This is a genomic window from Rhizobium sp. MHM7A (assembly GCF_005862215.1).
Lineage (GTDB): Bacteria > Pseudomonadota > Alphaproteobacteria > Rhizobiales > Rhizobiaceae > Rhizobium > Rhizobium bangladeshense.
Genome location: NZ_VCHT01000014.1, coordinates 156,250 through 178,915, shown reverse-complemented (window position 1 = coordinate 178,915; position 22,666 = coordinate 156,250). Strand labels below are relative to the sequence as shown.

Annotated in this window: 22 protein-coding genes; 7 read left to right on the top strand and 15 right to left on the bottom strand. The window is 62.8% G+C overall.

The window, feature by feature from the left end:
* Positions 1 to 4 precede the first annotated feature (4 nt).
* From FFR93_RS32335 to FFR93_RS32325, 3 genes are read left to right on the top strand one after another with little or no spacing between them, the layout of a single operon-like run.
* Positions 5 to 286, top strand: coding sequence for a sarcosine oxidase subunit delta (locus FFR93_RS32335; protein WP_138396215.1), 282 nt, complete (start codon positions 5 to 7; stop codon positions 284 to 286).
* Positions 283 to 3,237: a sarcosine oxidase subunit alpha family protein gene (locus FFR93_RS32330; protein WP_138396214.1), complete on the top strand. Its 2,955-nt coding sequence runs from the start codon at positions 283 to 285 to the stop codon at positions 3,235 to 3,237. The genes FFR93_RS32335 and FFR93_RS32330 overlap by 4 nt, the downstream gene beginning before the upstream one ends.
* Positions 3,230 to 3,775 (top strand): sarcosine oxidase subunit gamma family protein, encoded by a 546-nt coding sequence (locus FFR93_RS32325; RefSeq protein WP_138396213.1) that lies wholly within the window; start codon positions 3,230 to 3,232, stop codon positions 3,773 to 3,775. The genes FFR93_RS32330 and FFR93_RS32325 overlap by 8 nt, the downstream gene beginning before the upstream one ends.
* A 119-nt stretch (positions 3,776 to 3,894) precedes the next feature.
* Here FFR93_RS32325 and FFR93_RS32320 read toward each other — a convergent pair whose 3' ends face one another.
* Positions 3,895 to 5,172, bottom strand: a complete 1,278-nt coding sequence (locus FFR93_RS32320) for an L-fuconate dehydratase (RefSeq protein ID WP_064713295.1) — start codon at positions 5,170 to 5,172, stop codon at positions 3,895 to 3,897.
* A gap of 92 nt (positions 5,173 to 5,264) precedes the next feature.
* Complete coding sequence (locus tag FFR93_RS32315; RefSeq protein ID WP_138396212.1) at positions 5,265 to 5,999, bottom strand: SDR family oxidoreductase; 735 nt, start codon at positions 5,997 to 5,999, stop codon at positions 5,265 to 5,267.
* A 302-nt stretch (positions 6,000 to 6,301) separates the two neighbouring features.
* On the opposite strand from FFR93_RS32315, the gene FFR93_RS32310 reads away from it, so the two are divergent.
* The 3 genes from FFR93_RS32310 (at position 6,302) to FFR93_RS32300 (ending at position 8,669) form a co-directional block, all read left to right on the top strand.
* Positions 6,302 to 7,090, top strand: a complete 789-nt coding sequence (locus FFR93_RS32310; protein WP_138396211.1) for an IclR family transcriptional regulator — start codon at positions 6,302 to 6,304, stop codon at positions 7,088 to 7,090.
* 66 nt (positions 7,091 to 7,156) lie between these two features.
* The gene (locus FFR93_RS32305) at positions 7,157 to 7,993 is read left to right on the top strand and encodes an amidohydrolase (protein WP_138396210.1); all 837 of its coding nucleotides are present in this window, start codon (positions 7,157 to 7,159) and stop codon (positions 7,991 to 7,993) included.
* 271 nt (positions 7,994 to 8,264) lie between these two features.
* Complete coding sequence (locus tag FFR93_RS32300; protein WP_011428287.1) at positions 8,265 to 8,669, top strand: helix-turn-helix transcriptional regulator; 405 nt, start codon at positions 8,265 to 8,267, stop codon at positions 8,667 to 8,669.
* 41 nt (positions 8,670 to 8,710) lie between these two features.
* Here the strand turns inward: FFR93_RS32300 and FFR93_RS32295 are convergent, their stop codons facing one another.
* The 13 genes from FFR93_RS32295 to FFR93_RS32240 form a co-directional block, all read right to left on the bottom strand.
* Complete coding sequence (locus FFR93_RS32295; RefSeq protein WP_004668299.1) at positions 8,711 to 8,977, bottom strand: hypothetical protein; 267 nt, start codon at positions 8,975 to 8,977, stop codon at positions 8,711 to 8,713.
* Positions 8,978 to 9,042: 65 nt separating this feature from the next.
* The gene (locus tag FFR93_RS32290) at positions 9,043 to 9,786 is read right to left on the bottom strand and encodes a TfuA-like protein (RefSeq protein WP_064707396.1); all 744 of its coding nucleotides are present in this window, start codon (positions 9,784 to 9,786) and stop codon (positions 9,043 to 9,045) included.
* The gene (locus FFR93_RS32285) at positions 9,783 to 11,045 is read right to left on the bottom strand and encodes a YcaO-like family protein (protein ID WP_138396209.1); all 1,263 of its coding nucleotides are present in this window, start codon (positions 11,043 to 11,045) and stop codon (positions 9,783 to 9,785) included. The genes FFR93_RS32290 and FFR93_RS32285 overlap by 4 nt, the downstream gene beginning before the upstream one ends.
* Positions 11,046 to 11,058: 13 nt before the next feature.
* Entirely contained in the window at positions 11,059 to 11,202 is a 144-nt protein-coding gene (locus tag FFR93_RS41095) for a hypothetical protein (protein WP_167358959.1), read from the bottom strand.
* A 103-nt stretch (positions 11,203 to 11,305) separates the two neighbouring features.
* On the bottom strand, positions 11,306 to 13,261 hold the full coding sequence (locus FFR93_RS32280) for a BTAD domain-containing putative transcriptional regulator (protein WP_138396208.1): 1,956 nt from the start codon (positions 13,259 to 13,261) through the stop codon (positions 11,306 to 11,308).
* A 254-nt stretch (positions 13,262 to 13,515) separates the two neighbouring features.
* The gene (gene nadC, locus FFR93_RS32275) at positions 13,516 to 14,397 is read right to left on the bottom strand and encodes a carboxylating nicotinate-nucleotide diphosphorylase (RefSeq protein ID WP_138396207.1); all 882 of its coding nucleotides are present in this window, start codon (positions 14,395 to 14,397) and stop codon (positions 13,516 to 13,518) included.
* A 1-nt stretch (position 14,398) separates the two neighbouring features.
* Positions 14,399 to 15,943, bottom strand: coding sequence for an L-aspartate oxidase (locus FFR93_RS32270; RefSeq protein ID WP_138396206.1), 1,545 nt, complete (start codon positions 15,941 to 15,943; stop codon positions 14,399 to 14,401).
* A complete protein-coding gene (gene nadA / locus FFR93_RS32265; RefSeq protein ID WP_138396205.1) occupies positions 15,940 to 16,911 on the bottom strand; it encodes a quinolinate synthase NadA in 972 nt (323 codons plus the stop codon). Before nadA ends, FFR93_RS32270 begins: the two co-directional genes overlap by 4 nt.
* Positions 16,912 to 16,980: 69 nt before the next feature.
* Positions 16,981 to 17,919, bottom strand: coding sequence for a hypothetical protein (locus FFR93_RS32260; protein ID WP_171049289.1), 939 nt, complete (start codon positions 17,917 to 17,919; stop codon positions 16,981 to 16,983).
* Between the two features lie 78 nt (positions 17,920 to 17,997).
* Complete coding sequence (locus FFR93_RS32255) at positions 17,998 to 18,813, bottom strand: 3-methyl-2-oxobutanoate hydroxymethyltransferase (protein WP_171049288.1); 816 nt, start codon at positions 18,811 to 18,813, stop codon at positions 17,998 to 18,000.
* A 27-nt stretch (positions 18,814 to 18,840) separates the two neighbouring features.
* Positions 18,841 to 20,067, bottom strand: coding sequence for an FAD-dependent oxidoreductase (locus FFR93_RS32250; protein ID WP_138396203.1), 1,227 nt, complete (start codon positions 20,065 to 20,067; stop codon positions 18,841 to 18,843).
* 11 nt (positions 20,068 to 20,078) lie between these two features.
* Positions 20,079 to 20,393: a MocE family 2Fe-2S type ferredoxin gene (locus tag FFR93_RS32245; RefSeq protein ID WP_138396202.1), complete on the bottom strand. Its 315-nt coding sequence runs from the start codon at positions 20,391 to 20,393 to the stop codon at positions 20,079 to 20,081.
* Positions 20,394 to 20,415: 22 nt separating this feature from the next.
* Positions 20,416 to 21,504, bottom strand: a complete 1,089-nt coding sequence (locus tag FFR93_RS32240; protein WP_138396201.1) for a fatty acid desaturase family protein — start codon at positions 21,502 to 21,504, stop codon at positions 20,416 to 20,418.
* A 133-nt stretch (positions 21,505 to 21,637) separates the two neighbouring features.
* Here FFR93_RS32240 and FFR93_RS32235 point away from each other — a divergent pair, with 133 nt between their 5' ends.
* A complete protein-coding gene (locus tag FFR93_RS32235) occupies positions 21,638 to 22,666 on the top strand; it encodes a LacI family DNA-binding transcriptional regulator (protein WP_138396200.1) in 1,029 nt (342 codons plus the stop codon).

Genomic DNA, 22,666 nt, shown 5'->3' with positions numbered 1-22,666 from the left:
GACTATGGCCAGCCTGATTTCATGTCCCCATTGCGGCGTCCGGCCCAAGGAGGAATTCTCGATCCGCGGCGATGCGAACCTTGTCCGGCCGGCGCCGGATGCCGGCGCCGATGCCTGGTACGACTATGTCTACCTCCGCGACAATCCGCGCGGCCGCCATAGCGAATACTGGCACCATTCTTCCGGATGCCGTCGCTGGCTGATCGTCGAACGAGATACCGTCACCCATGCGGTCCATGGCGTCCGGGATGCCGCCCTTTCCAAAATCGGCGGAGAAGCGGTATGACGAGTTTCCGTCTTTCCTCCGGCGGCCGCATCGACCGCACTAGAACTCTCGGCTTCACCTTCGACGGCAGGGCGCTCGAAGGCCATCCGGGCGACACACTCGCCTCGGCGCTGCTTGCCAACGGTATCAAGCTCGTCGGCCGCAGTTTCAAATATCACCGCCCGCGCGGCGTGCTGACCGCCGGTGCTGCCGAACCGAACGCGCTGGTGACGACAGGCAGCGGCGGGCGCACCGAGCCAAACACACGCGCGACAATGATCGAGCTCTATGAGGGGTTGGCGGCCAAGAGCCAGAACCGCTGGCCATCGCTCGGCTTCGATCTCGGCGCGGTCAATGGGCTGCTCTCGCCGTTCCTCAGCGCCGGCTTCTACTACAAGACCTTCATGTGGCCGGCGGCGCTCTGGGAAAAGCTCTATGAGCCGCTGATCCGCAAGGCGGCGGGCCTCGGGCGGGCCTCCTATGAGCCCGATCCCGATGCCTACGAGAAATGCTGGGCCCACTGCGATCTACTGGTGATCGGCGCCGGCCCGGCCGGTCTGGCCGCAGCGCTGACGGCAGGCCGCGCAGGCGCGCGCGTCATCCTCGCCGACGAGGGAGCAGAACTTGGCGGCAGCCTGCTTCCCGAAAGCGGCGCGGTTGAAGGCAAACCCGCTGATACCTTTCTTGGCGAGCTGCTTGCCGAACTCGAAGGGCTTGCGAATGTGCGCCGCCTGCGGCGCACAACTGTTTTCGGCTGGTACGACGACAATATGTTCGGCGCGGTGGAGCGGGTGCAGAAGCATGTGGCGATGCCCGATCCGGATCGTCCGGTGGAACGGCTGTGGCGCATCATTGCCCGGCAGGCGATCCTTGCGACGGGGGCCGAGGAGCGGCCGCTCGTCTTCGGCGGCAACGATATTCCCGGCGTGATGATGGCCGGCGCCATGCGCAGCTATCTCAACCGGCAGGCAGTGGCGCCGGGCACAAGCACGGTGATCTTCACCACCAACGATGCCGGTTACCGCACCGCCGCCGACCTTGAAGCGGCCGGACTCGGCGTTGCGGCGATCGTCGACAGCCGCGCGGATGCGTGCAAGGCCTGGCAGGGCCGCGCCGAGGTGCTGCAGGGCGCCCGGGTGATCGATGCGTTCGGCGGCAAGCGCCTGCACGGCGTCAGCGTCGAGTCCGAAGACGGTGTGCGTCGGATCGAAGCCGATGCACTTGCCATGTCGGGCGGCTGGAGCCCGATCATCCATCTTGCCTGCCATCGCGGCGGCAAACCGCAATGGTCGCAGAAGGCATCCGCCTTTCTGGCTCCGGCTGCGCAGGATGGTCTTGCCGTTGCCGGCTCGGCTGCCGGCCTCGCGCAAATCACCGCCTGCCTCGGCGATGGCGCCGCAAAGGCGACCGCCGCCCTGAAGTCGATCGGTTTCGCAGCGGAACCGGCCTTTGCCTCAGCCACCGATACGGCTCAGCGCACGAAGCCGCTCTGGTCGGTTAAAGGCGCGAAGGGCAAGGCCTTTGTCGATTACCAGAACGATGTGCATCTCAAGGATCTCGGCCTCGCCGTCCGTGAAGGCTACGGTCATGTCGAACTTGCCAAGCGTTACACCACCAGCGGCATGGCGACCGACCAGGGCAAGCTTTCCAACATCAACGCCATCGGCATTCTCGCCGAGGCGCGCGGCGTATCGCCCGCCGAGGTGGGTACGACGACTTTCCGGCCCTTCTATACGCCGGTTTCCTTCGGCGCCTTGACCGGGGCATCGCGCGGCAAAGATTTCCAGCCGGCGCGCAAATCGCCGCTGCACGGCTGGGCGAAAAAGAACGGCGCGGTCTTCGTCGAGACAGGTCTCTGGTATCGCTCCTCCTGGTTCCCGCGGGCCGGCGAGACGACCTGGCGCGAGAGCGTCGATCGCGAAGTGCTGAACATCAGAAAGAATGCCGGCCTCTGCGACGTCTCGACCCTCGGCAAGATCGAAATCTTCGGCCGCGATGCCGCGACCTTTCTCGATCGGATCTATTGCAACAGCTTCGCCAAGCTCCCCGTCGGCAGGGCGCGCTATGGCATCATGCTGCGCGAGGACGGCTTTATCTATGACGACGGCACCACCAGCCGGTTCAGCGACGAGCATTTCTTCATGACGACGACGACCGCGCTTGCCGCGGGCGTCCTCACCCATCTCGAATTCTGCGCCCAGACGCTCTGGCCAGAGCTCGACGTCTGCTTCGCCTCCTCGACCGATCAGTGGGCGCAGATGGCCGTGGCCGGGCCGAAGTCGCGCGCCATTCTCTCGCAGATCGTCGACGAGGACATATCCGACGCCGCCTTCCCCTTCATGAGCGCCCGCGAGGTTTCACTGTTTGGCGGCCGCCTCGAAGGCCGGCTCTTCCGGATCTCCTTCTCGGGCGAACTCGCCTACGAGCTTGCCGTGCCTGCTGGTTACGGCGAAGGCGTCGCCGACGCCGTCATGGCATCAGGCGAGAAACACGGCATCTGCGCTTACGGCGCCGAAGCGCTCGGCGTCATGCGAATCGAAAAGGGCCATATCACCCATGCGGAAATCAACGGCACGGTGACGCCAGGCGACCTCGGCTTCGGCCGCATGGTTTCGTCGACCAAGCCCGATTTCATCGGCAAGGCGATGCTCGCGCGCAAAGGCCTGCAGGATCCCGAGCGCCCGCGCCTCGTCGGCGTCAAGCCGCTCAACCCGGCAAGCGGCTTTCGCACCGGCTCGCACATCCTGGCCGAGGGCGCTGCGGCGACGCTCGAAAACGATCAGGGCTACGTTACGTCAAGCGCCTTCTCGCCGAGCCTCGGCCATACGATCGGCCTGGCGCTCGTCCGGCGCGGGCCTGAGCGCGTCGGCGAAAAGGTGACGGTCTGGAACGGCCTGCGCAATGAATTCACCGATGCGGTGCTCTGCCATCCCGTCTTTATCGATCCCGAAAACGAGAAGCTCCATGCCTGATCTTCCCCAGCACCGGTCGGTTATCGCCGGGACGGCACATAGCAGCATAGCGGCATCAGGCATCCGGCTAGAAGCCCTGCCGGAGGGCCATCTGCTGCATGTGCTCGGCGCGATAGAACCGGCGGCGCTTGCGGCTGAGCTGGCGAAAGCGGGCTTTGCGGAAAGTTCGATCCGCAAAGCCGGTTTCAGGCAATGGTTCGTCGCCGGCGACCAGCCGCTTGCCCACGCAGGTCTTGAGGCTCTTACGGCGGCGCTTGCGGGAAAAGCCTTCGTCACGGACCAGAGCCACGGCCGCATCCGCATCGGCGTTTCCGGCCACTCCTCAAGGTTGCTTCTTTCCAAAGGCACGGCGGTCGATATCGATCCTGCCGCCTTTGCGGAAGGCAGTTCTGTGATGACGATGGTCGGTCACATCTCGGTGCAGATCGCCCGCACTGGCGACGACACCTTCGAGCTGACGGTCCTGCGCAGCTTCGCCGAAAGCCTCTGGGAGGATCTCAGCTACATGGCCGCGAGCGCCGTAAAGGACGAGGCATGAGATGTGCTCCAGCGCTGCCTGTCTTTTCAGGCGGATGCTGTAGCGCTTCCAAGCTGCGTCGGCCGATGCGCTAAGCGCGTCGCATCAAATTCGATCCGTACACTTCTGGGCGACAGGCATTAGCCCCGAAACGTATAGTCGCTGATCGAATCCGGCTTCATCTCGATGGAAAAACCGGGCAGGCTGGGCGGCATATAGGCGGCGTTCTCGATCCGGCAGGGATCGAGGAAATGTTCGTGGAGGTGATCGACATATTCGATGACGCGGCCCTCCCGGGTGCCTGACACCGCGACATAGTCGATCATCGACAGATGCTGCACATATTCGCAGAGCCCGACGCCGCCGGCATGCGGCCAGACCGGCAGGCCGAACTTGGCGGCGATCAGCAGGACGGCGAGAACCTCGTTCAGCCCGCCCATGCGGCAGGAATCGATCTGGACGATATCGATCGCGCCTTCGGCGATGAACTGCTTGAACATGATCCGGTTCTGGCACATCTCGCCGGTTGCGACCTTCACCGGGCTGATTGCCTGGCGGATCTTGCGGTGGCCGGCGACATCGTCGGGGCTTGTGGGCTCCTCGATGAAGAAGGGTTTGGCGAAAGCAAGCGCCTTGACCCATTCGATCGCCTGGCCGACGTCCCAGACCTGGTTGGCGTCGATCATCAGGTAGCGATCGGGACCGATGACTTCGCGGGCGATCCGCAGACGGCGGATATCGTCGTCCAGATCGCGGCCGACTTTCATCTTGATATGGTTGAAGCCGGCATCGATCGCCTCTTGGCAGAGCCGGCGCAATTTCTCATCCTCATAACCCAGCCAACCGGCCGAGGTCGTGTAACAGGCGTAACCCTCCTTTTCGAGGATGGCAATACGTTCCGCCTTGCCGCCTTCAGCCTTCTTGAGGATAGCGACCGCTTCATCGCGCGTCAGCACGTCGGTGAGGTAGCGGTAGTCGACGATATCGGCGATTTCCTCAGGCGACATGTTGGCGACGAGCCGCCAGACCGGCTTGCCGGCCTGTTTTGCGAGCAGATCCCAGACGGCGTTGACGACCGCGCCGGTCGCCAGGTGAATGGCGCCTTTTTCCGGACCGATCCAGCGCAACTGGCTGTCGCTCGTCAGATGCCGCCAGAATTTGCCGGGATGGGCGAGCACCTCGCCGAGGTCGGCGCCGACGACGAGGTGGCGCATCGCTTCGATCGCCATGCAGCAGATGTCGTTGCCGCGGCCGATGGTGAAGGTCAGGCCATGGCCGGCAAGGCCCGGGGCGTCCGTATCGAGAATGACATAGGCGGCCGAATAGTCGGGATCGGGGTTCATCGCATCCGATCCATCCAGGCTTTGCGAGGTGGGAAAGCGAAGATCGAAGACGCGAAGGTCGGTGATGCGGGTCATGTTGTGTTCCTCCCGATTTATTGGCCAATTGCGATAGCCGGGTCGGCCGGCTATCTGCCGGCCGGCTATCTGCCGGCCGTCACTGCCTGACGTCAGATCGTCCAGCCGCCGTCGATGGCGATCGCCTGGCCCGACGTGTAGGTGGCGCCGGCGAGATAGACGGCGAGATCTGCGATCTCTTCCGGCGAGCCGAGCCGGCCCATCGGCTGCCGGGCGATGAAGGCCGCGCGCGCCGCATCGTAATCGCCCTGGGCGCGCATGCGGTCCTGTAACGACGGACTCTCCACCGTGCCGGGGCAGATGGCGTTGCAGCGGATGCCTTGCGAGACGTAGTCGGCGGCGACGGATTTGGTGAGCCCGATGACAGCCGCTTTGGTGACGCCGTAGGCGAAGCGGTTCGGCACACCTTTGATGCTGGAGGCGACGGAAGCCATGTTGATGATCGCCCCATCCTTCCGCTCGAGCATGCCGGGCAGCACCGCCCGGATGGTGCGGATCATCGCCTTGACGTTGAGGTCGAACGCGAACTCGAGGTCGGCATCCTGCATCTCGAGAATCGAGCCTGCGTGCACGAAGCCGGCGCAGTTGAACAGCACGTCGACGGCGCCGATCTCGGCGACGAGCGCCGTGACCGCATCCCCGTCGAGCACGTTGAGCTTATGGGTGGAGACGCCGGTTTCCGCGGCTAGGGTCGCCAGCGCCTCGGTGTTGATGTCCGTCGCATGCACCTTGGCACCGGCCGCGGCAAAGGCTGCGGCCGTCGCCCGGCCGATGCCCTGGCCGGCGGCTGTAATGAGAACGGTCTTGCCGGAAAGTCTGTTTGTCATGTCACGGGCCTCTTCTGGAATTGTCTATGCGAGACGATGCATGCGGATCATATTTTGCCGAACGCCGCGCAGGATGGAATAGGTCGTCCATCAAAGTCTGCCATTTTCCCTCTTTGCACATTTCGGCCGGCCCAGGGCAAGCTGCGAAAGCCTCGCCTCTCGTCGTTTCCGCCGACTGGTTGTCTTCATCAATAAGTTGTCTGTTTATAGACAAACAGACGATTGGCCAAGGGTCAAGCGAAGTTTTCCTTTTCCGGCCTCGGTTCTGCGTATATGCAAAGTTATATTCATAGGAGGAAGGAATGGAGATCGACGAGTCAGACCGCTATCGGGCCCCTGCCCTCGACAAGGGCCTCGATATCCTCGAACTGCTCGCCGGCGTCGACAGCGGCCTCACCCAGGCGGAAATCGCCAAGCGGCTCGACCGCAGCCCCAATGAATTCTATCGCATGCTCGACCGTCTGGTGCGTCGCGGTTACGTCACCCGGCTGGATGGCGATCGTTATTCGCTGACGCTGAAGCTCTTCGGGCTTGCGCAGTTGCATGTGCCGGTGCGCCGGCTTGTCTCTTACGCGACGCCGCTGATGCGCGACCTCGCCCAACGCACCCGCCAGGCCAATCATCTCGCAGTCTTCGACCGCGGGGCCGCCGTCGTCATCGCCCAGCAGGAGGCGCCGGATTATTGGGGGTTCTCGATCCGCATCGGCGCCCATATCAGCCTGTTCGATACCGGTTCTGGGCATGTGCTGCTCGCCTTCCGCAGCGATGAGGAGCGGGAGATGATGATATCGGAACATGTGCGCAACCGCGCAGATATCGAGCTCGGCGTCGAATTCTACGATCGTCTCGATCAGATCCGCGAGCGCGGCTACGAGATGATGGCGAGCGCTCAGACATCCGGCGTCTACAATCTGTCGGCGCCCGTTCTCGGGCCGGATCGGCGTTGCATCGCCGCCCTCACCTGTTCGTTTATCGCTCTTGTCAATGCGCCGTCCGCTCCCGACATTACCCAGACGATCACGCTGGTGCAGAAGGCGGCCGCCGAGCTTTCACAACTTGCTGGCGCCGACGTCGCTCACTCCAACCTTTGACAATTTCTATTTGAATGATGCATTCACCGGAGATAGGTTGAGGCACAGCCGGCCTGTGAGGAACGCGTGCTCATCGACACTCATCTGCACATCATTGATCGCTCAGCACTTTCCTATCCCTGGCTCTCCGGCGTGCCGGCTCTTGATCACGATTTTCCCTATGAAACCTATGCAGTCGAGGCGCGGCGCTGCGGCATTGCGACAGCGCTGCATATGGAGGTCGATGTCGATCCCGCCATCATGCAGGCCGAAACTGACCACGTTGCATCGATCGCCAAAAGGCAAGGCAGCCTGATTGCCGGGGCGATTGTTTCCTGCCGTCCCGAGGAGGTAGGTTTTGCCGCCTACCTCGAGCGTCAGAAGGCCGATCCCTTTGTCAAGGGTTTCCGCCGCGTGCTTCATGTCGTGCCCGATACAGTTTCGGAAGGCGCCCTTTTCCGCGAAAATATTCGGCGCATCGGCGGCAGCGGCCTGACCTTTGACCTCTGCACATTGCCACATCAGGCTGGTCGCGTCGTCGCTCTTGTTGATCTCGCGCCCGACGTGCAGTTCGTTCTCGACCATTGCGGCGTTCCCGATATCCGCTCCGATGCCTTCCAGCCGTGGAAAGCCGGCATATCGGAGATTGCTCGCCGGCCGAACGTGATCTGCAAGGTTTCCGGCGTCGTTGCCTATGCCGATGCCGAGACATGGGCAGCACAGACCCTGACGCCCTATATCGAACATGTGATCGCAAGCTTCGGCTGGGACCGTGTCGTCTGGGGCAGCGACTGGCCGGTCTGTACGCTCGGCGGCGGCCTCTCCACCTGGGTTGCCGCGACCCATGCCGTCATCTCCGGCAGCAGCGAGGCGGAGCGCTCCAAACTGCTCTTCGCCAATGCGCAGCGCCTTTGGTCATTGTAAATTTCTGTTTACGCCTTTTCCGATCCTTTGGCTGAGAAGTCCACCATAAACCTCTGTGTGCCATGCTCGAGACCCCTGAAATCGGATGATGTACTCCCCAAAAGTGCTACTTTGGCATGTTTTTTGCTGCTGCTAATATGAAGCGATGCAGTGTTTCGCTTTGGGACGACTTACAGCCAAACAATTGCTAGCTTTGTGTGTCTCAGTTAAAAGTTGTCAGACACGGATATGGCGAATAACCTCATGTCCGTGTCCTCAGGAGGGAAAACAAATGAAAGAAGAACCGCACGCAGTGGATGTTCATGTGGGAAAGACGATCCGCATACAGCGTTTGCTGCGCAAAGTTTCGCAGACGGAATTGGGCGATCGTGTCGGCGTAACGTTTCAGCAGATCCAGAAATACGAAAAAGGCTCCAACCGCGTTTCCGCCAGCATGCTGGTTGAAATAGCCGGTGCGCTCAATGTCGACGTCAGGACGTTTTTCGACGACCTGTCTACCCCTGTTACGGCTAACGACAACCCCGCTCCCAGCGAGGAATTCGTTATTTCGCGCGAGGGTGTCCTCCTGAATGCGGCGTTCTTCTCGATCAAAAACGAAGCGCTTCGCAAGAAGATCCTGAAGCTTGTCCAGGCAATCGCTCACACCGAACAGGTCGACGGTGAAGCGGCCGAATAGGCCGAATCTCCTTCACGCGATCCCAACGGGCTGCATGAAGGTCAATGGCGATCGATCAGGATCAGATTCTCGCTAGCGTCCTTCATTGCGATCTTGGCCTTGCTGCCGAGCAGTTTCTCGAGGTTGACGTCAAGTTCCCTGTCGGGGTCTATGCCGTCCCAATCGATTACGACCTGCAGCAGCGCCATGTTCGTCAGGTGCATCAGATTACGCAGCTGAAGCTTTTCAGCCTCCTCCTTGGCTGCTGACAGCAGCCGGAAGATCCTTGCGTATTCACTGCCGGTACCTTCGTTATGTTGTTCAAACATTGTTCCCGCCCCTTTGGCCGTGAAGCCTCAGATTCCATCACCACTGCATCTTTTCGCTGCGACCGTTATTCAAGCGTTACAGGAGTCACATTACGTGTGACTTCGGCGTGCAAAAGTTCCCAGTGCGAGGTTGCGGCAAAGCGCCAGTCACGGTTGACGGGCGCGAATTCGTCGCGGCGCAGCCATTCCAGCACCAGCCGCGCGTCGTCTCGCTTGCGTTCGACCCGGCTCTTGCGGAGGGCGGCGAGGAGATGGTCGCGGCGCGGTTTGCGGAAATGGCACTCGTCGACCACGCGCGCATAGGTTCGCTCGGAGAAGTGCAGGAAGCGGCCGGAGAGCAGCAGCTTCTTGCGCTCGGCCGAGGTAATATCGCCGTTGGCATAAAGCGCCTCGATCGTTGGCTCAAAATCGACCCAGGGTACGGAAAGCGGCAGCCAGCCAAGCGCCTGCGGGGCGTGCACCAGCGCGACCGCCTCGTCGTCCAGCAGCCGTCCTGACTCGTAATCTTTGAAGATTGAACCGAGGCCAACCATGCCGAACGGAGCGCATTCTGCAGCCCGCAATGCGCCCATGCTGGCGCCGCCGGCTACGGCGACATCGTGTTCGAGCGCATAGAGAATTTCCTTGTGCCAGACCGAAGGCAGATCGCCGAAATAGCCGTCGACGAGACCGATCGCGGTGGCGCCATCCTCCACCGCCTTCAGGATGTCGCCGCGGGCGGCAGGCGGACGGAAATCGATGCAGGGAAACATGTTTCTCGCTGCGGCAAGACCGCCACCAAGGCTCGGACCGACGAACAGAACCTTCATGATTGGGCTCCTCTCATGGTATTAACGGCGCGCAGGCCGAGCTGGACGTACTGACCTGATATGTCGACCTCCAGGCCCGGCACAATCACCCGAACGACGGAGACCGGCAAAGGCCGATGGGCGAAGGGGACGACGACGATCTGCTCGATACCGGTCGCAGCCAGCCGGTCGGTTATCCGGCCGATGGTCTCCTGGATCGTCGCCGGAAGGTGATGGCGGCTCTGAAAGGAGCGCATCCGGCCGTCGCTCTCGCAGAGTTCGACCAGTTGCTGCATCGCCGTACTCCGATCGAGCCGCTGATAGATGCGCGGTGAGAAATCGTCGCGACTGCCGGCAATCGCGGTCAGCCGGCTCTGCGCGGCTTCGGTGATGGCGCGCAGCGCGGCGCGGACAGGATCGGGATGGCAACCACAGCCACCGCAGACATGCGACCAGCGCGCGTCGACGCGATCGGAAAGATTTCCGGGCATGATGATGGCCAGAAAGGCCGGAACGCCAATATCCGTTGTCATGTCGAGCAGCAGCAGCCGCATGCCGGCACGTGTGATCCGGTCTGTCATGACGTCGATGACCGCATCGCCGAAGGAGGAGGGGTCGATGCGGCTCTCCTTGAGGCGCTGCGGCGATTTGAGCTGGGTCAGAGCCCAGGCGTCGCGCTCCACCAGCTCGCAAAGTCCGTGGAGGACCGCTTCGGACGGCGTATTGCCGGAGGCAAGCCCGTCGCTCGACTGCTCAAAGCCCCGCGGCCGCTCGCCGCGATGGTCGAGGCCGACGAGCCACCAGGGGACGAAGACGCTGCTGCCGGACAGGATGTCAAGTCCGGAGCACCAGGGGATGGGATCACCGCCGATTTCATCGGGCGCGCATCGTGCGACATTGTCGAGATCGATCATGGCGGCGCGTTCCGCCCGCATGCTCTCCACCGTCGCCCGCGTCAGGTCGGCAGGCGCAATTTCCGCGATCCGCGTCTCGATCGCCTCCATGGCGGCCGAAGCCATGGCTGCATCATTGTCGATGCCTTTGCCCTGGAAGACCGAAAGCGTATGGCTGTTCGGCCTCGTCGCGAAGGCGACGGGGATGTTAAGGACGTCGAGGGCGGTCAGCAGGCCGACGCGCGTGATGCCAAATTCGCGCAGATACGGCCTGATGGCTGCAAGGGTCTGCGCCGGCGTGACTGCACGGTCGTGATAGTCGCTGACGCCGGCCGATGATCGCTTGAGATCATCGGCAAGCGTGTCAAGGTCGGCGAAAGCGGACATACCGATCTCGCCCTTAGCGGAACTTCAGCGCATGTGTCAGGTTTTCGAGAGCGTTTGCAGCGACGTTAAGTTCGTCCTGCTTCATCGCAGCCTTGGCTGCGGCCGAGAAACGCGGCTGGGAGGGCATTGCTGCATGAGCTTCAACAGTGGTTTTCATTGTCCATCTCCAATGGGATAGGCAGCCGGCTGCCGTTAACCATTGCAGGGGAACACTGTCTGCGTCATTTAACCGTTACAGGCTTCGTTAAAAGGCCATGCAATCAAGGAAGTCCGGCCAGCTGCAGGCCATGAATCAGCGCTTCCGTATAGCGGGGATCGCGGTCGGGAACAAAATGGCGGATGTCTTCGCTGCGGAAATCGGGGAAATTCTCCAGCACGACGTTAGCATATTTGCCGGCCTTTTTCATGTCGCCCGCCATGGCGTGAGCGGCTGCGAGCAGCCGGGCGGTCGCCTGTTTGGACTTCACCGGCTCAAGCGCCTCGATCGTCTGTTCGTATTCGCCGCGGTCGAAGTGAATGCCGCCACGATTCCAGTAGTAGTAATCCGGCGGCAGCGGATTGAGTTTGAAAGCCGCATTGTTCAGATCCAGCGCCTTGTCAAAGTCGCCGTTGTGGCACAGCGCGTCGGCATAATCGGCGAGGATGTCGGCATCGTTGGGATTGAGATCCTGAGCCTGCTGGAAATATTCCAGGCTTTCGTCGAAACGGCGTCGGTACAGCGCCACGAAGCCGAGTTCGCGATAAGCTCGGCCGCTGTTCGGGTCGCTCTGCTGCGCCAGCCGGGCTGCGCCATTCGCCTCGTCGAGCAGTTCGGTGTCCTGCATGCCGCGGATGAGCCATTCCATGCCGAGCGCGCGCGAAACGCCGGCATGAGCGGCCGAGAAATTCTCGTAACGATTAAGCGAGGATCTGAACCATTTACGCGCCTGGCGCAGATGCTGCAGGTCGGTCTGGGCGATCAGCCGCTTGCCTTCCAGATAGAGACGGTAAGCGGATGGCGGCGCTTCGCCGATGGGCATCGCAAGCTCGTGGCGCTCGATCGTGTCGGCGAGCGAGGAAACGATCCGCCGTGTCAGATGCGCGAAGGATTCGCTGATCTTCTGCATGACCAGCGGCAGTTCCAGAGCCCAGATCACCTCCGACGTCGTCGTCCGGGTCAGCCGGCAGGTCGCATAGATATCCTCGTCGCGGCCCTGGATGGTGACGTAAACCGCATAGTCGAAGCTGAGGTCGAGCGGCCCGGGTACGGCGCGCGACGGATCGACCGCCCGGCTGAGGATCTCGAGACTCGTGTGGGCTGCGATCACCTTGAAGCCGCGCTGCTGGCTGAGGCCGATGGTGACGTCTTCGAGAAGGGCCCTGCCGACGCGCTCCATGAGCGGATCGGTGAAAATGCTTTCCGGCGGCAGGATGATGATCCGCGGCTGGCCGAGCGGATCCGCGAAGCCGCCGAGCGCCGCCGACCGGCGCTCTGCCGCCGCAGCCTGAGCTGCCGGGATCAGGCCGAGTTCGCGGGCAAGCGCGGTAGTGCTTTCCTCCGGCTCGGTGTCGAAGTCGTCCTTCAGCTGGCTCTTGCACTTCAGATAGGACTGCCGGGCCGCGGCCGGATCGTTCATCCGGACATAAGTGCGCATCAGGGCCCGATAGGCCGTTTCGCTGGCGGGGTCGAGCTCCAGCAGGCGACGGGCGAAGGTCACCTGCTCTTCATCCGATCTGTCATCGGCGGTTTCGACCAGCCTGGTCAGATGGGCGGCGCGCAATTCATCGACACGCTGGCGCTCGAAGGTCAGCCAGTCCTCGGCGCCCTGCGTCGGCGACTTCGCGCCTTCGAGCAATTCGCCATTCAGAATGTCGCCGTCGTCGGCTGCGAGCGGCCCTTTCTGTTTCAGTATATGGACGTCGACTTCCCAGCCGTCGGCAAGCCCGATATGGGTTCGGGTCGCTTTCAGCAGCGGCGGCAGATCGGCGGGAATGCTTTGCTCGATGCGCGCCAGCAGCTGGCGCAGACTGCCTGCGCGTTTTTCCGGAGCTTCCGATTGCCAGAGCTGTCGCCTGACGGTTTCGCGGTCGAGTTCGAGATTGGCTTCGGCGGCGAGCATGGCGAAGAGAAAATAAGACTTCTCCGGCAAGGGGAGTTCCCTCCCCGCTGCCAGCAGTCGCGGTCTTCCGAGCAGGCAGAGCCTGTTCGTCGACATCTGTCCGGATGTCCGTTGCATCCCGCTTCTCACCCCTGAAGACCAGACGCGCATGCGCACCGGCCGCTCAGGAACATGTTAGAGCGATAATAGGCCCGCGCATAGCGCAAAAAGAAGTTTTTACACCGAATATTTGCATTTTCTCACATGAGCGGCCGGAAATGCTTGCCAACACTTTGCCCCCGATGTGATTTCCATCAGTTATTCCAGCCGCTGCCGCCTCCACAGCGGCAACCAACAGCAAGCGACCTGATCGATCACAGCATCTGCGCGATCTATTTGGTGCTGGTTTGCGCCGCGCCGTCGGCCTCGACGAAATCGAGGCCGATATCCAGCACTGGTGCGCTGTGCGTCAGCCAACCGACCGAAATAAGGTCGACGCCGGAAGCGGCGATTGCGGCGGCCGTTGCCGGCGTCACCCGGCCGGATGCCTCGGTGATTGCCCGCCCGGCGACGATGGCGACGGCCTCGCGCAGCTGGTCCGGCGTCATATTGTCGAGCAGAACGGCATCGACGCCGACGGCCATCGCTTCCTGCAACTGATCGAGCCGGTCCACTTCGACCTCGATCTTCACCAGATGACCGACGCCGGCCCGCGCCCGGCGGATCGCCTCGGCAACGCCGCCTGATATGGCCACGTGGTTGTCCTTGATCAGCACCGCGTCATAAAGTGCGAAACGGTGGTTCATGCCGCCGCCGGCCCGCACTGCATATTTCTCCAGCGCCCGCAGCCCGGGCGTCGTCTTGCGCGTGCAGGCGACGAAGGCCTTGGTGCCGCTGATGGCGGCGGCAATCCCGGCCGTGACGGTGGCGATCCCCGAGAGATGGCCGAGGAAATTCAGGGCGGTGCGCTCGCCGGTCAAGAGCCCGCGTGACGGACCTTCGACTGTGGCGATCACGTCGCCCGATTTGACGGCGTCGCCGTCCTCGATGTGGCGACGCATGACGATTTCGGGGTCGACGAGCGTGAAGGCGAGGTCGGCCGCATCGAGGCCGGCGATCACGCCAGGCTGGCGGGCGGCCATGACCACTGTGGAGCGGTGATCTGAGGGAACGACCGACGCCGAGGTGATATCGCCGGCAAGGCCGAGATCTTCGAGCAGGGCTGCCCGCACCAGGGGTTCGACAATCAGACGCGGAAGCGGAACGAGGCTCATGTCAGGCGCTCCTGGCCAGCGGATAGGATGGTGTGGCACGGGCAATCTCCAGCGCTTGGGAAAGGCGCATCCGGCGGCGCTGCGCATCGGCGAGCTTCAGGGGAAAATCGGTGCGGGCGTGGGCGCCGCGCGATTCAATCCGTAGGCTGGCAAAGACGGCGATCAGCAATGCGACGATGGCCGGATCAGCGGCAGGACCGTCACCCTCGGCAAGTGGCAGCAATGCGGCGATTGCTGCGTGAAGGGCGTCGGCATTGCGCAGCACGCCGAGATGGCGCGAGACGACGGCCCGCACGGGGGATGCGTCGGCCGGTGCCGGCAGTTGTTCTACTGAGACGTCGCCGGTGCCGCCCGCCGGCATGGCGGATATGTCGCGCGCCGCCCGCATGCCCATGACAGCCGCCTCCAGCAGCGAGTTGCTGGCAAGCCGGTTGGCTCCGTGCAGACCGGTCGACGCGGCCTCGCCGGCGATCCAGAGGCCGGGAACCGAGCTGCGGCCATTCGCATCCGTTGCGACGCCGCCCATGTGGTAGTGAACGGCCGGACGCACCGGGATGAGGTCTTGGGCCGGATCGATGCCGTCCTCGCCGCAAAGGGCAGCGATGACGGGGAAGCGTGTGGCAAAGCGGCTGCCGAGCGCTTTGCGGGCATCGAGGAAGACGCGGCCGCCGCGGGCGATCTCGGCGCTGATGGCGCGCGCCACCACATCGCGCGGCGCAAGTTCGGCGCCCGATATGCGGGCCATGAACCGTTCGCTGCGTTCATTAACGAGCAAGGCCCCCTCGCCGCGCACCGCCTCGCTGACAAGCGCCAGGGGCCTGCGGCGCGAATCGAGCGCCGTCGGATGGAACTGCACGAATTCCATATCGGCAAGATCGGCACCCGCCCTTGCCGCGAGCGCAACCCCCTGACCGAAATTGCCCATCGGATTGGTGGTCGCATCATAAAGCCCGCCGATCCCGCCGGTGGCGAGTACCAGCTTTGCAGCCGGAAGAACGGCGGCCCTGCCGGCTGCGGTCGCGCAGAGTAGGCCGGCGACGCGCTCGCCATCCATCAGAATCCGTCGCGCCTCGAAACCTTCGAGCACGGTGATGGCAGGCGTCCGCGCCACAGCCCGCACCAGCGCTTCGATGATTGCCGCACCCGAGCCATCGCCTTCAGCATGGACGATGCGGCGGTGATTATGGGCCGCTTCCAATCCGAGCGAGAGTTTTCCGGCTTCATTGCGGTCGAAGCGGACTCCGGCTTGTTCCAGCGCTGCGATGGCTGCCGGCGCCTCCGCAATGATGCCGGCGGCGACACTTCGGTCGCAGAGCCCGTCGCCGGCTGAAAGCGTATCGGCCAGATGAAGTGCGGCGCTGTCGTCGGCGCCGATGCTGGCGGCAATGCCGCCCTGCGCCCAGGCGCTCGAGGTCTCGGCGCCGAGGGCGGCGCGGGTGACGATGACGGACGGTTCCGGCGCCAGCGTCAGCGCCGTCATCAGCCCGGCGAGGCCGCTGCCGACGATGACGGTGCGGCCGGTCAGCTGGTCAAGGATCTCGGTCATATCGCAAGCATCCTCTCGACGGCGCGGCGGGCGCCGACGGCGATTGCCGGATCGACCGTCACTTCATGGCGATTTTCCTCAAGTGCGGCGCGGATATTGGCAAGCGTGATCCGCTTCATATGCGGGCAGAGATTGCAGGGGCGGATGAACTCGACGTCGGGGTGGTGCACGGCGACATTGTCGCTCATCGAGCATTCCGTGAGCAGCACGACCCGCGCCGGCTTCTGCCTGCCGACATAATCGGACATCACGGCGGTGGAGCCGGCGAAATCGGCCTCCGCCACGACGTCAGGCGGGCATTCCGGATGGGCGAGAACCGTCACGCCGGGATGATTTTCACGCAGCTGGCGAACATCGTCAGCGGTGAAGAGTTCATGTACTTCGCAATGCCCATGCCAGGCGACGATCTCGACATCCGTCTCGCGGGCGACGTTGCGGGCGAGATATTCATCGGGGATCATCAGCACCTTCGGCACGCCGAGCGACTCCACCACCTGTTTGGCATTGCCCGAGGTGCAGCAGATGTCGGAGGCGGCCTTCACCGCGGCCGAGGTATTGACATAGGTGATGACGGGGACGCCGGGATGGGCCTGGCGCAGCAGCGCAATATCCTCAGGCGTGATCGAATCCGCCAGCGAGCAGCCGGCAGCGAGATCGGGGATCAGCACGGTTTTTTTGGGGTTCAGAAGCTTGGCGGTTTCAGCCATGAAATGCACGCCGGCCAGCACGATGACATCGGCATCGACCTCGACCGCCTTGCGGGCGAGCGCCAGGCTGTCGCCGACGATGTCAGCCACACCGTGAAAAATCTCGGGTGTCTGATAGTTGTGGGCGAGAATGACGGCGTTGCGGCGGCGCTTGAGCTCGAGGATGGCGTCCACGTCGTCCTCGAACGACATCCATTCGGCTTTGGGAATTACGCGGCTGACGCGGTTGTACAGCGAGGATGCGGAAACAGGGTGATTCATGGCCGGCTCCTAATTATGCTCTATTTGAGCATATCATAGGCAAAGACATATTCTCGCTGTGAGCATATGTCAATTGCGGGAGAGCGGCAATTTCGTTCCTGCGAGCGCCCGTTCCTCGAGCACGGTGTGGCGGAAGCGGAAGAGCTTGGCCGGCCGGCCGCCGGTCTCGCTTTCCGTTCCGCCGGTTTCCTCGACCAGTTCCTGCTGTTCGATGAGGCGACGGAAATTCTGCTTGTGCAGCGTCAGCCCGGCCAGGGCCTCGATGGTGCGCTGCAGCCGCAGCAGCGTGAAATTCTCCGGCATCAGTTCGAAGACGACCGGGCGGTATTTGATTTTGGCGCGCAGCCGAGCGATCCCTGTCGCCAGAATGCGGCGGTGATCGGCAAACATTGCCCGGCCGAGATTGGCCTCCACCCCGCATCCGGCTTCGGCCACGAGGCCGGCTTCGTAAAGCAGTTCGTAGCGTTGCAGGGCCAGATCCTCGTTCCAGCCGCCGCCGTCGAGGCCGAAGGTGAAGTCGGCGCGACGATGGCGATGGTCGCGCCAGGCCGGATCGCCATCCGCCCAGCTTCTCAGGCGTGCCACGATATCGTCCAGCACGGCCGGCCGGCCCTGCCGATGGTCTTCCCAAGGGAAATATTCGTACCAGCCGTGCCAACCCGGCCGGCCGGCGCCTGCCTGCTCGTTGACGAGGCCGAGATAGCTGATCGAGATCGTCCGGCCGCCGAGAATCTCGTTGTTCCGATCGCGGTCCGCGAAGGTATAGAGTTGCTCGAGGTAGCCAACCGGGTGTTCCGTCTGCTCCTGCACCCACTCGCGCAAGCCCGATTGCAGGGTGCGATGGCCCATTTCGAAGGGACCCGACGGCAGCGCACTGCCGGACCGGATGGTCATGACGCGCGGCTCATCCCCCGTCACCGCGACGAGCACCGCAATCAGTTCCGCATGCGCAAAGCCGATCGTCACAGGGGACTGAATACTCCGTTCCGAATGAATCGAACGGATCATTCCTGCCACAGGCGGTGACGGAAGCCAATGCAACTTTCTCCGTCTCCGCGTTGGGGAGAAGGAGCCGCCGGGCAAGTATCAGCGATTGCCAGTCTCGTTAGTCAGCCGGTCGAGGAAAATCTTCAGTTCGGCCTCGTCGATACCGACGCAATGACGCTTTTCAGGATAAGCGCCGGTCCTAACGTCCTCGGCGAATTCGGTAAAGGCGGCGATGCGTTCGCGCTGCAGCCGGTCATGTTCGGCGGCAAAGTTGCGGTAGACCTTGGCGTGGCGCGGATAGTGGTCGCGATTGGCGCCGAGGACGTCGTCGGCGAAGAGATATTGGGCGTCGCAGCCACTGCCCGCCCCCATTGAGATCATCAGCATCGAGGTGTTGCTGCTGACGGCGGCGGCGACATCCCCCGGCACGACTTCGATTTCGGCGGCGAAGGCGCCGGCCTCTTCCAGCGCTTTGGTCTGCCGCCAGATCTCGGCCGCACTCGCCGCCGTCTTGCCGACGGCGCGGAAGCCGCCGGTCCAGGTCGCCTTCGAGGGGATCAGTCCGAGATGGCCGCAGACGGGAACGCCCTCGTCGCGCAGGCGTCGGATCGTCTGCAGGCTTGCCGCGCAATAGACGGCGTCGCCGCCGGCCTTCAGGGCGGCGAAAGCAGCGCGCAGATAGTCTTCCGCCGAGACATGGTCGCCATATTCGAGACCCGGAATGGCAAAGGGCGTGGGGGCGATCTCGCGGAAGACCGGACCGAGCAGCGATGGCGGCACCGAGACCATGTCGATCCCGGCCTTTTCGGCGGCTTCGGCCTCCTCTAGCGAGGTGACGCGCAGCATGGTCAGCTGGCGCTTGCCCTTTTCAGCAAGCAGGTCGGCAACGGTTGCGCGCTTATGTTTTTTCATCATCAATTCCTTTGAAAATATCGGGAGGGCTCAGGCGGCCAGAAGGGATTTCAGCTTGACGTTGCTTGATGTCAGCGCAGCAGGATCTGGATGGGCGCCAGCCGCGATCAACATTTCAGCAAGTCTGATGTCACGCGCCACTGCATTGCCGGGTCCGATGCCGCTTGCGGCGATCAACCGGCCGTCGGCGTCGAGGTGGAAGAGAATGAAGGCGTCCGGGCCGAGGTCGCGGCGCAAATGCAGGACCGCCCCTTCAGCGAGGCCCGATATCTGCAGCGTCAAGTCGTATTGATCCGACCAGAACCACGGCACGGATGAGACGGCTTCGTCGCGGCCGAGCATGTTCGCTGCGGCCAATGTGCCCTGCTCCTGGGCATTGCGCCAGGATTCGAGCCTGATACGCCGGCCGCCATAGATCGGCAACGGGAAGGAGCAGCAGTCGCCGGCGGCAAAGACATCAGGCGCCGAGGTCCGCAAATAGGTGTCGACGGCAATGCCGTTCTCGATGGCGAGGCCTGCCCTTTCGGCGATGTCGACATTCGGCCGTGCGCCGATGCCGACGAGGGCGAGATCGGCCTCTATCATCTCGCCAGTCGACAGTTTGACGACCGCCTTTCCGCTTTCAGCAGTCAATCTCTCGATCGAGACGCCGCAGCGGATATCGACACCTTCGGCGCGGTGGCGTTCGGTCAGCAGATGGGCGATCTCCTCAGGCACACCACGTTTCAGCACACGCTCCAGCCCCTCGATAACGGTGACGTCGGCGCCAAGCTGGCGCGCCGTCGCGGCAAGTTCCAGCCCGATGAAGCCGCCGCCGATAATGGCGATATGCCGCCCCGGCCTCATCGCGTCGCGCAGAGCGGCCGCGTCCTCATGAGTCCGAAGCGAACGGATATGCGGATTGCCTTCCGGAGCGCCGGGGAACGATCGCGCGGCCGCGCCCGTCGCCAGCAGAAGTTTGTCGTAGGAGAGCGCGGTGCCATCCGAAAGCATGACCGTCCGGGAGTAGGAATCGAAATCCCTGGCTTCAACACCGGTCAGCAGCCGGATGCCGCTTTCGGCGTATTTTTCCGCAGCGGCGATGAATTTCGGATCGCCGGCATCGGTAGCAGACACCTTGGAAAGCGGCGGTCGCTCGTAGGGGTGAAGGGGTTCGGCGCCAACAAGCGTTATCTCGCCGGCAAAACCTTTTTCCCGCAGAGCGAAAGCGGCGCGCGCACCGCATTCGCCTGCACCCAGGATGACGAAATGAGCCACGTCCGCCTCCCTCAGACCGCGATGAAGACAGTGTCGCCTTCGATCTTCACCGGATAGGTCTTGAGATTGACGCAGACCGGAGCGCCCTTGGCTTCGCCCGTCTTGTAGTTGAAGCGGCCGTTATGTTTCGGGCATTCGATGATTTCATCCATCACAAGCCCGTCGGCGAGATGGATCTGTTCATGCGTGCAGAGCCCGTCGGTGGCGAAGAATTCGTCGTCGGGGCTCCGGTAGACCGCGAAGGTGCGCCCGCCATGATCGAATCGGATGACATCCTCTTCGTCGATCTCGTCCTTGCCGCAGACTTCGATCCAGTTTCCGCTCATTGTTAACCTCCCTTGATTGTGATTATTGCGCCGCCGGGGCGAGTTCGTTGTGGAATTCCTCGCGGTAGGGCCGCGCGGTGGCGGGCAGTTCCCGCTTCAGGAAATAATCCTCGTTGCGCAGCTGCCGCAGGAAGGCCGGGATCATCTCGCGGTAGCCCGACCAGATCGACCGGTTCGGCGCCGGCAGGTCGTGCTTGATCATGGCGTGCAGCCCGGGCAGCGCGTGATAGGGCACCATCGGGAACATGTGATGTTCGACGTGGTAGTTCATGTTCCAATAAATGAAACGGCTGATGGGGTTCATATAGACCGTACGGCTGTTCAGCCGGTGATCGATGACGTTGTCGGCCAGGCCGCCATGCTGCAGGAGCCCGGTCAGCACGTGGTGCCAGGCGCCGTAGAGACGCGGCAGGCCGATAAGCATCAGCGGCAGGATCGAACCCATGGCGATGGCGGCTGCGATCGTGACGACATAGATCGCCAGCCAGATACGGGCGAAGCGGATGGCCTTCGGCTGCTCCATCTCCGGAATGAAGGTTTTTTCCGCCGCGCTGATGACGCCGAAGGCATTGCGCAGCATATCGATCATCGCATGCCAGACGTCGAGGATGCCGAAGAAATTGAGGATCAGCCGGAGGAGATCGGGCGGCCGCATGACGGCGATCTCGGGATCGCGGCCGACGATGACCGTATCGGTGTGATGGCGCGTGTGGCTCCAGCGCCAGGTCACCGGATTGCGCATGATCATGAAGCAGGCGATCTGGTAGACGGCGTCGTTCATCCAGCGTGTCTTGAAAGCGGTGCCGTGACCGCATTCATGCCAGCGGCTGTCGGAAGCCGAGCCGTAGAGCACGCCATAGGCGAGGAAGAAGGGCAGTGCGATCCACGAGCCCCAGAAATAGATGCCGAGCCCCGCGAAGATGATCATGCTGCCGAGCCAGATGACGGTGTCACGGATCGCCGGCGCATCGGAGCGCTGCATCAGCGCCTTCATCTCCTTGCGCGGAATCTCGGTGTGATACCATTCGGCAGCCGCCAGTCCCGTCTCCACCGCGGTGCGGCCGCTTTCCCCGAGCAGGTCGTAGTCACGTTTCTTTGTCTGGGTCGCCATTATCCGCCTCCCGCTATACCTTGGCCGGGAGAATAGGTTGACTTCCGATAGCGCTCAATGCAGGCTTGATATAATCTATCAAAAACCCTCATGGATGACTTGCATTCGTGATCGAAGTCCGTCAGGAGCACCGATGCGCCGACCTACCATATCTGATCTCGCCCGCGCCTCGGGCGTCAGCATTGCCACCGTCGACCGTGTTCTCAACGGCCGCCACCGCGTGCGGGAGGAAACGGCGCGGCGGGTCTATGATGCGGCCCAGTCGATCGGCTATCACGCCGTTGGCCTAATCAGGCAACGGGTCTTCGAGGATCTGCCGCAATACAGGCTCGCCTTTCTGCTACAGAAGCCGATGCAGCCCTTCTACCAGGCCTTTGCGCGCGAGATCGAAACCGCCGCGCGCGCGGTGACGAGCGCGCGGATCCAGGCGCAGATCGACTTCCCGCCAGCCTCGACACCGGCGGCGATCGTGGAGAAACTCAGGGCTCTTGGTGCTCGCAATCAGGCCATTGCTCTCGTCGCTCCAGATTACCCTGCAGTGACGACGGCCATTGAGGAACTGAAGGAGAAGGGCGTTCCGGTCTTCTCGCTGCTCTCCGATTTCGCCTCAGGCGTGCGCAATGCCTATATCGGCGTCAACAACCGCAAGGTCGGCCGCACCGCCGCCTGGGCGATCGCCAAAACAGCACGCGTGCCCGGCGAAGTCGCCTGTTTCGTCGGCAGCCACCGCTTCCACGGGCATGAGTTGCGCGAGATCGGTTTTCGTTCCTACTTTCGCGAAAACGCACCGGAGTTCGACGTCGTCGACACGCTGATCAACCTGGATACGCCCGAGATCACGCACGAGGCAACACTGACGCTGCTGCAGAAACATCCCGATCTCGTTGGCATTTATGTCTGCGGTGGGGGCATGGAAGGTGCGATTTCGGCGATCCGTGAAGAGAACCTCGGCGGCAGGATCGTTCTCGTCGTCAACGAACTGACGCCCGACAGTAAAGCTGGTCTTGCTGACGATATCGTCGCCATGGCGATAGGCACTCCCTTACCCGCACTCTGCAAGGAACTGATGGTTCTGATGACGGGCGCTATCAAGAACGGCGAAACGGTTGTTCCCGGACAGTTCTTCCTGCCTTTCGATATTCACATTTCAGAGAACATCTGA

Coding starts and splice junctions, on each gene's coding strand:
- FFR93_RS32235 (WP_138396200.1), top strand. CDS start 21,638: ATGCGCCGACCTACCATATCTGATCTCGCCCGCGCCTCGGGCGTCAGC.
- FFR93_RS32335 (WP_138396215.1), top strand. CDS start 5: ATGGCCAGCCTGATTTCATGTCCCCATTGCGGCGTCCGGCCCAAGGAG.
- FFR93_RS32280 (WP_138396208.1), bottom strand. CDS start 13,261: ATGCAACGGACATCCGGACAGATGTCGACGAACAGGCTCTGCCTGCTC.
- nadC (WP_138396207.1), bottom strand. CDS start 14,397: ATGAGCCTCGTTCCGCTTCCGCGTCTGATTGTCGAACCCCTGGTGCGG.
- FFR93_RS32285 (WP_138396209.1), bottom strand. CDS start 11,045: ATGTCCGCTTTCGCCGACCTTGACACGCTTGCCGATGATCTCAAGCGA.
- FFR93_RS32255 (WP_171049288.1), bottom strand. CDS start 18,813: ATGATGAAAAAACATAAGCGCGCAACCGTTGCCGACCTGCTTGCTGAA.
- nadA (WP_138396205.1), bottom strand. CDS start 16,911: ATGAATCACCCTGTTTCCGCATCCTCGCTGTACAACCGCGTCAGCCGC.
- FFR93_RS32290 (WP_064707396.1), bottom strand. CDS start 9,786: ATGAAGGTTCTGTTCGTCGGTCCGAGCCTTGGTGGCGGTCTTGCCGCA.
- FFR93_RS32310 (WP_138396211.1), top strand. CDS start 6,302: ATGGAGATCGACGAGTCAGACCGCTATCGGGCCCCTGCCCTCGACAAG.
- FFR93_RS32245 (WP_138396202.1), bottom strand. CDS start 20,393: ATGAGCGGAAACTGGATCGAAGTCTGCGGCAAGGACGAGATCGACGAA.
- FFR93_RS32295 (WP_004668299.1), bottom strand. CDS start 8,977: ATGTTTGAACAACATAACGAAGGTACCGGCAGTGAATACGCAAGGATC.
- FFR93_RS32330 (WP_138396214.1), top strand. CDS start 283: ATGACGAGTTTCCGTCTTTCCTCCGGCGGCCGCATCGACCGCACTAGA.
- FFR93_RS32320 (WP_064713295.1), bottom strand. CDS start 5,172: ATGACCCGCATCACCGACCTTCGCGTCTTCGATCTTCGCTTTCCCACC.
- FFR93_RS32315 (WP_138396212.1), bottom strand. CDS start 5,999: ATGACAAACAGACTTTCCGGCAAGACCGTTCTCATTACAGCCGCCGGC.
- FFR93_RS32300 (WP_011428287.1), top strand. CDS start 8,265: ATGAAAGAAGAACCGCACGCAGTGGATGTTCATGTGGGAAAGACGATC.
- FFR93_RS32240 (WP_138396201.1), bottom strand. CDS start 21,504: ATGGCGACCCAGACAAAGAAACGTGACTACGACCTGCTCGGGGAAAGC.
- FFR93_RS32260 (WP_171049289.1), bottom strand. CDS start 17,919: ATGATCCGTTCGATTCATTCGGAACGGAGTATTCAGTCCCCTGTGACG.
- FFR93_RS41095 (WP_167358959.1), bottom strand. CDS start 11,202: ATGAAAACCACTGTTGAAGCTCATGCAGCAATGCCCTCCCAGCCGCGT.
- FFR93_RS32325 (WP_138396213.1), top strand. CDS start 3,230: ATGCCTGATCTTCCCCAGCACCGGTCGGTTATCGCCGGGACGGCACAT.
- FFR93_RS32270 (WP_138396206.1), bottom strand. CDS start 15,943: ATGACCGAGATCCTTGACCAGCTGACCGGCCGCACCGTCATCGTCGGC.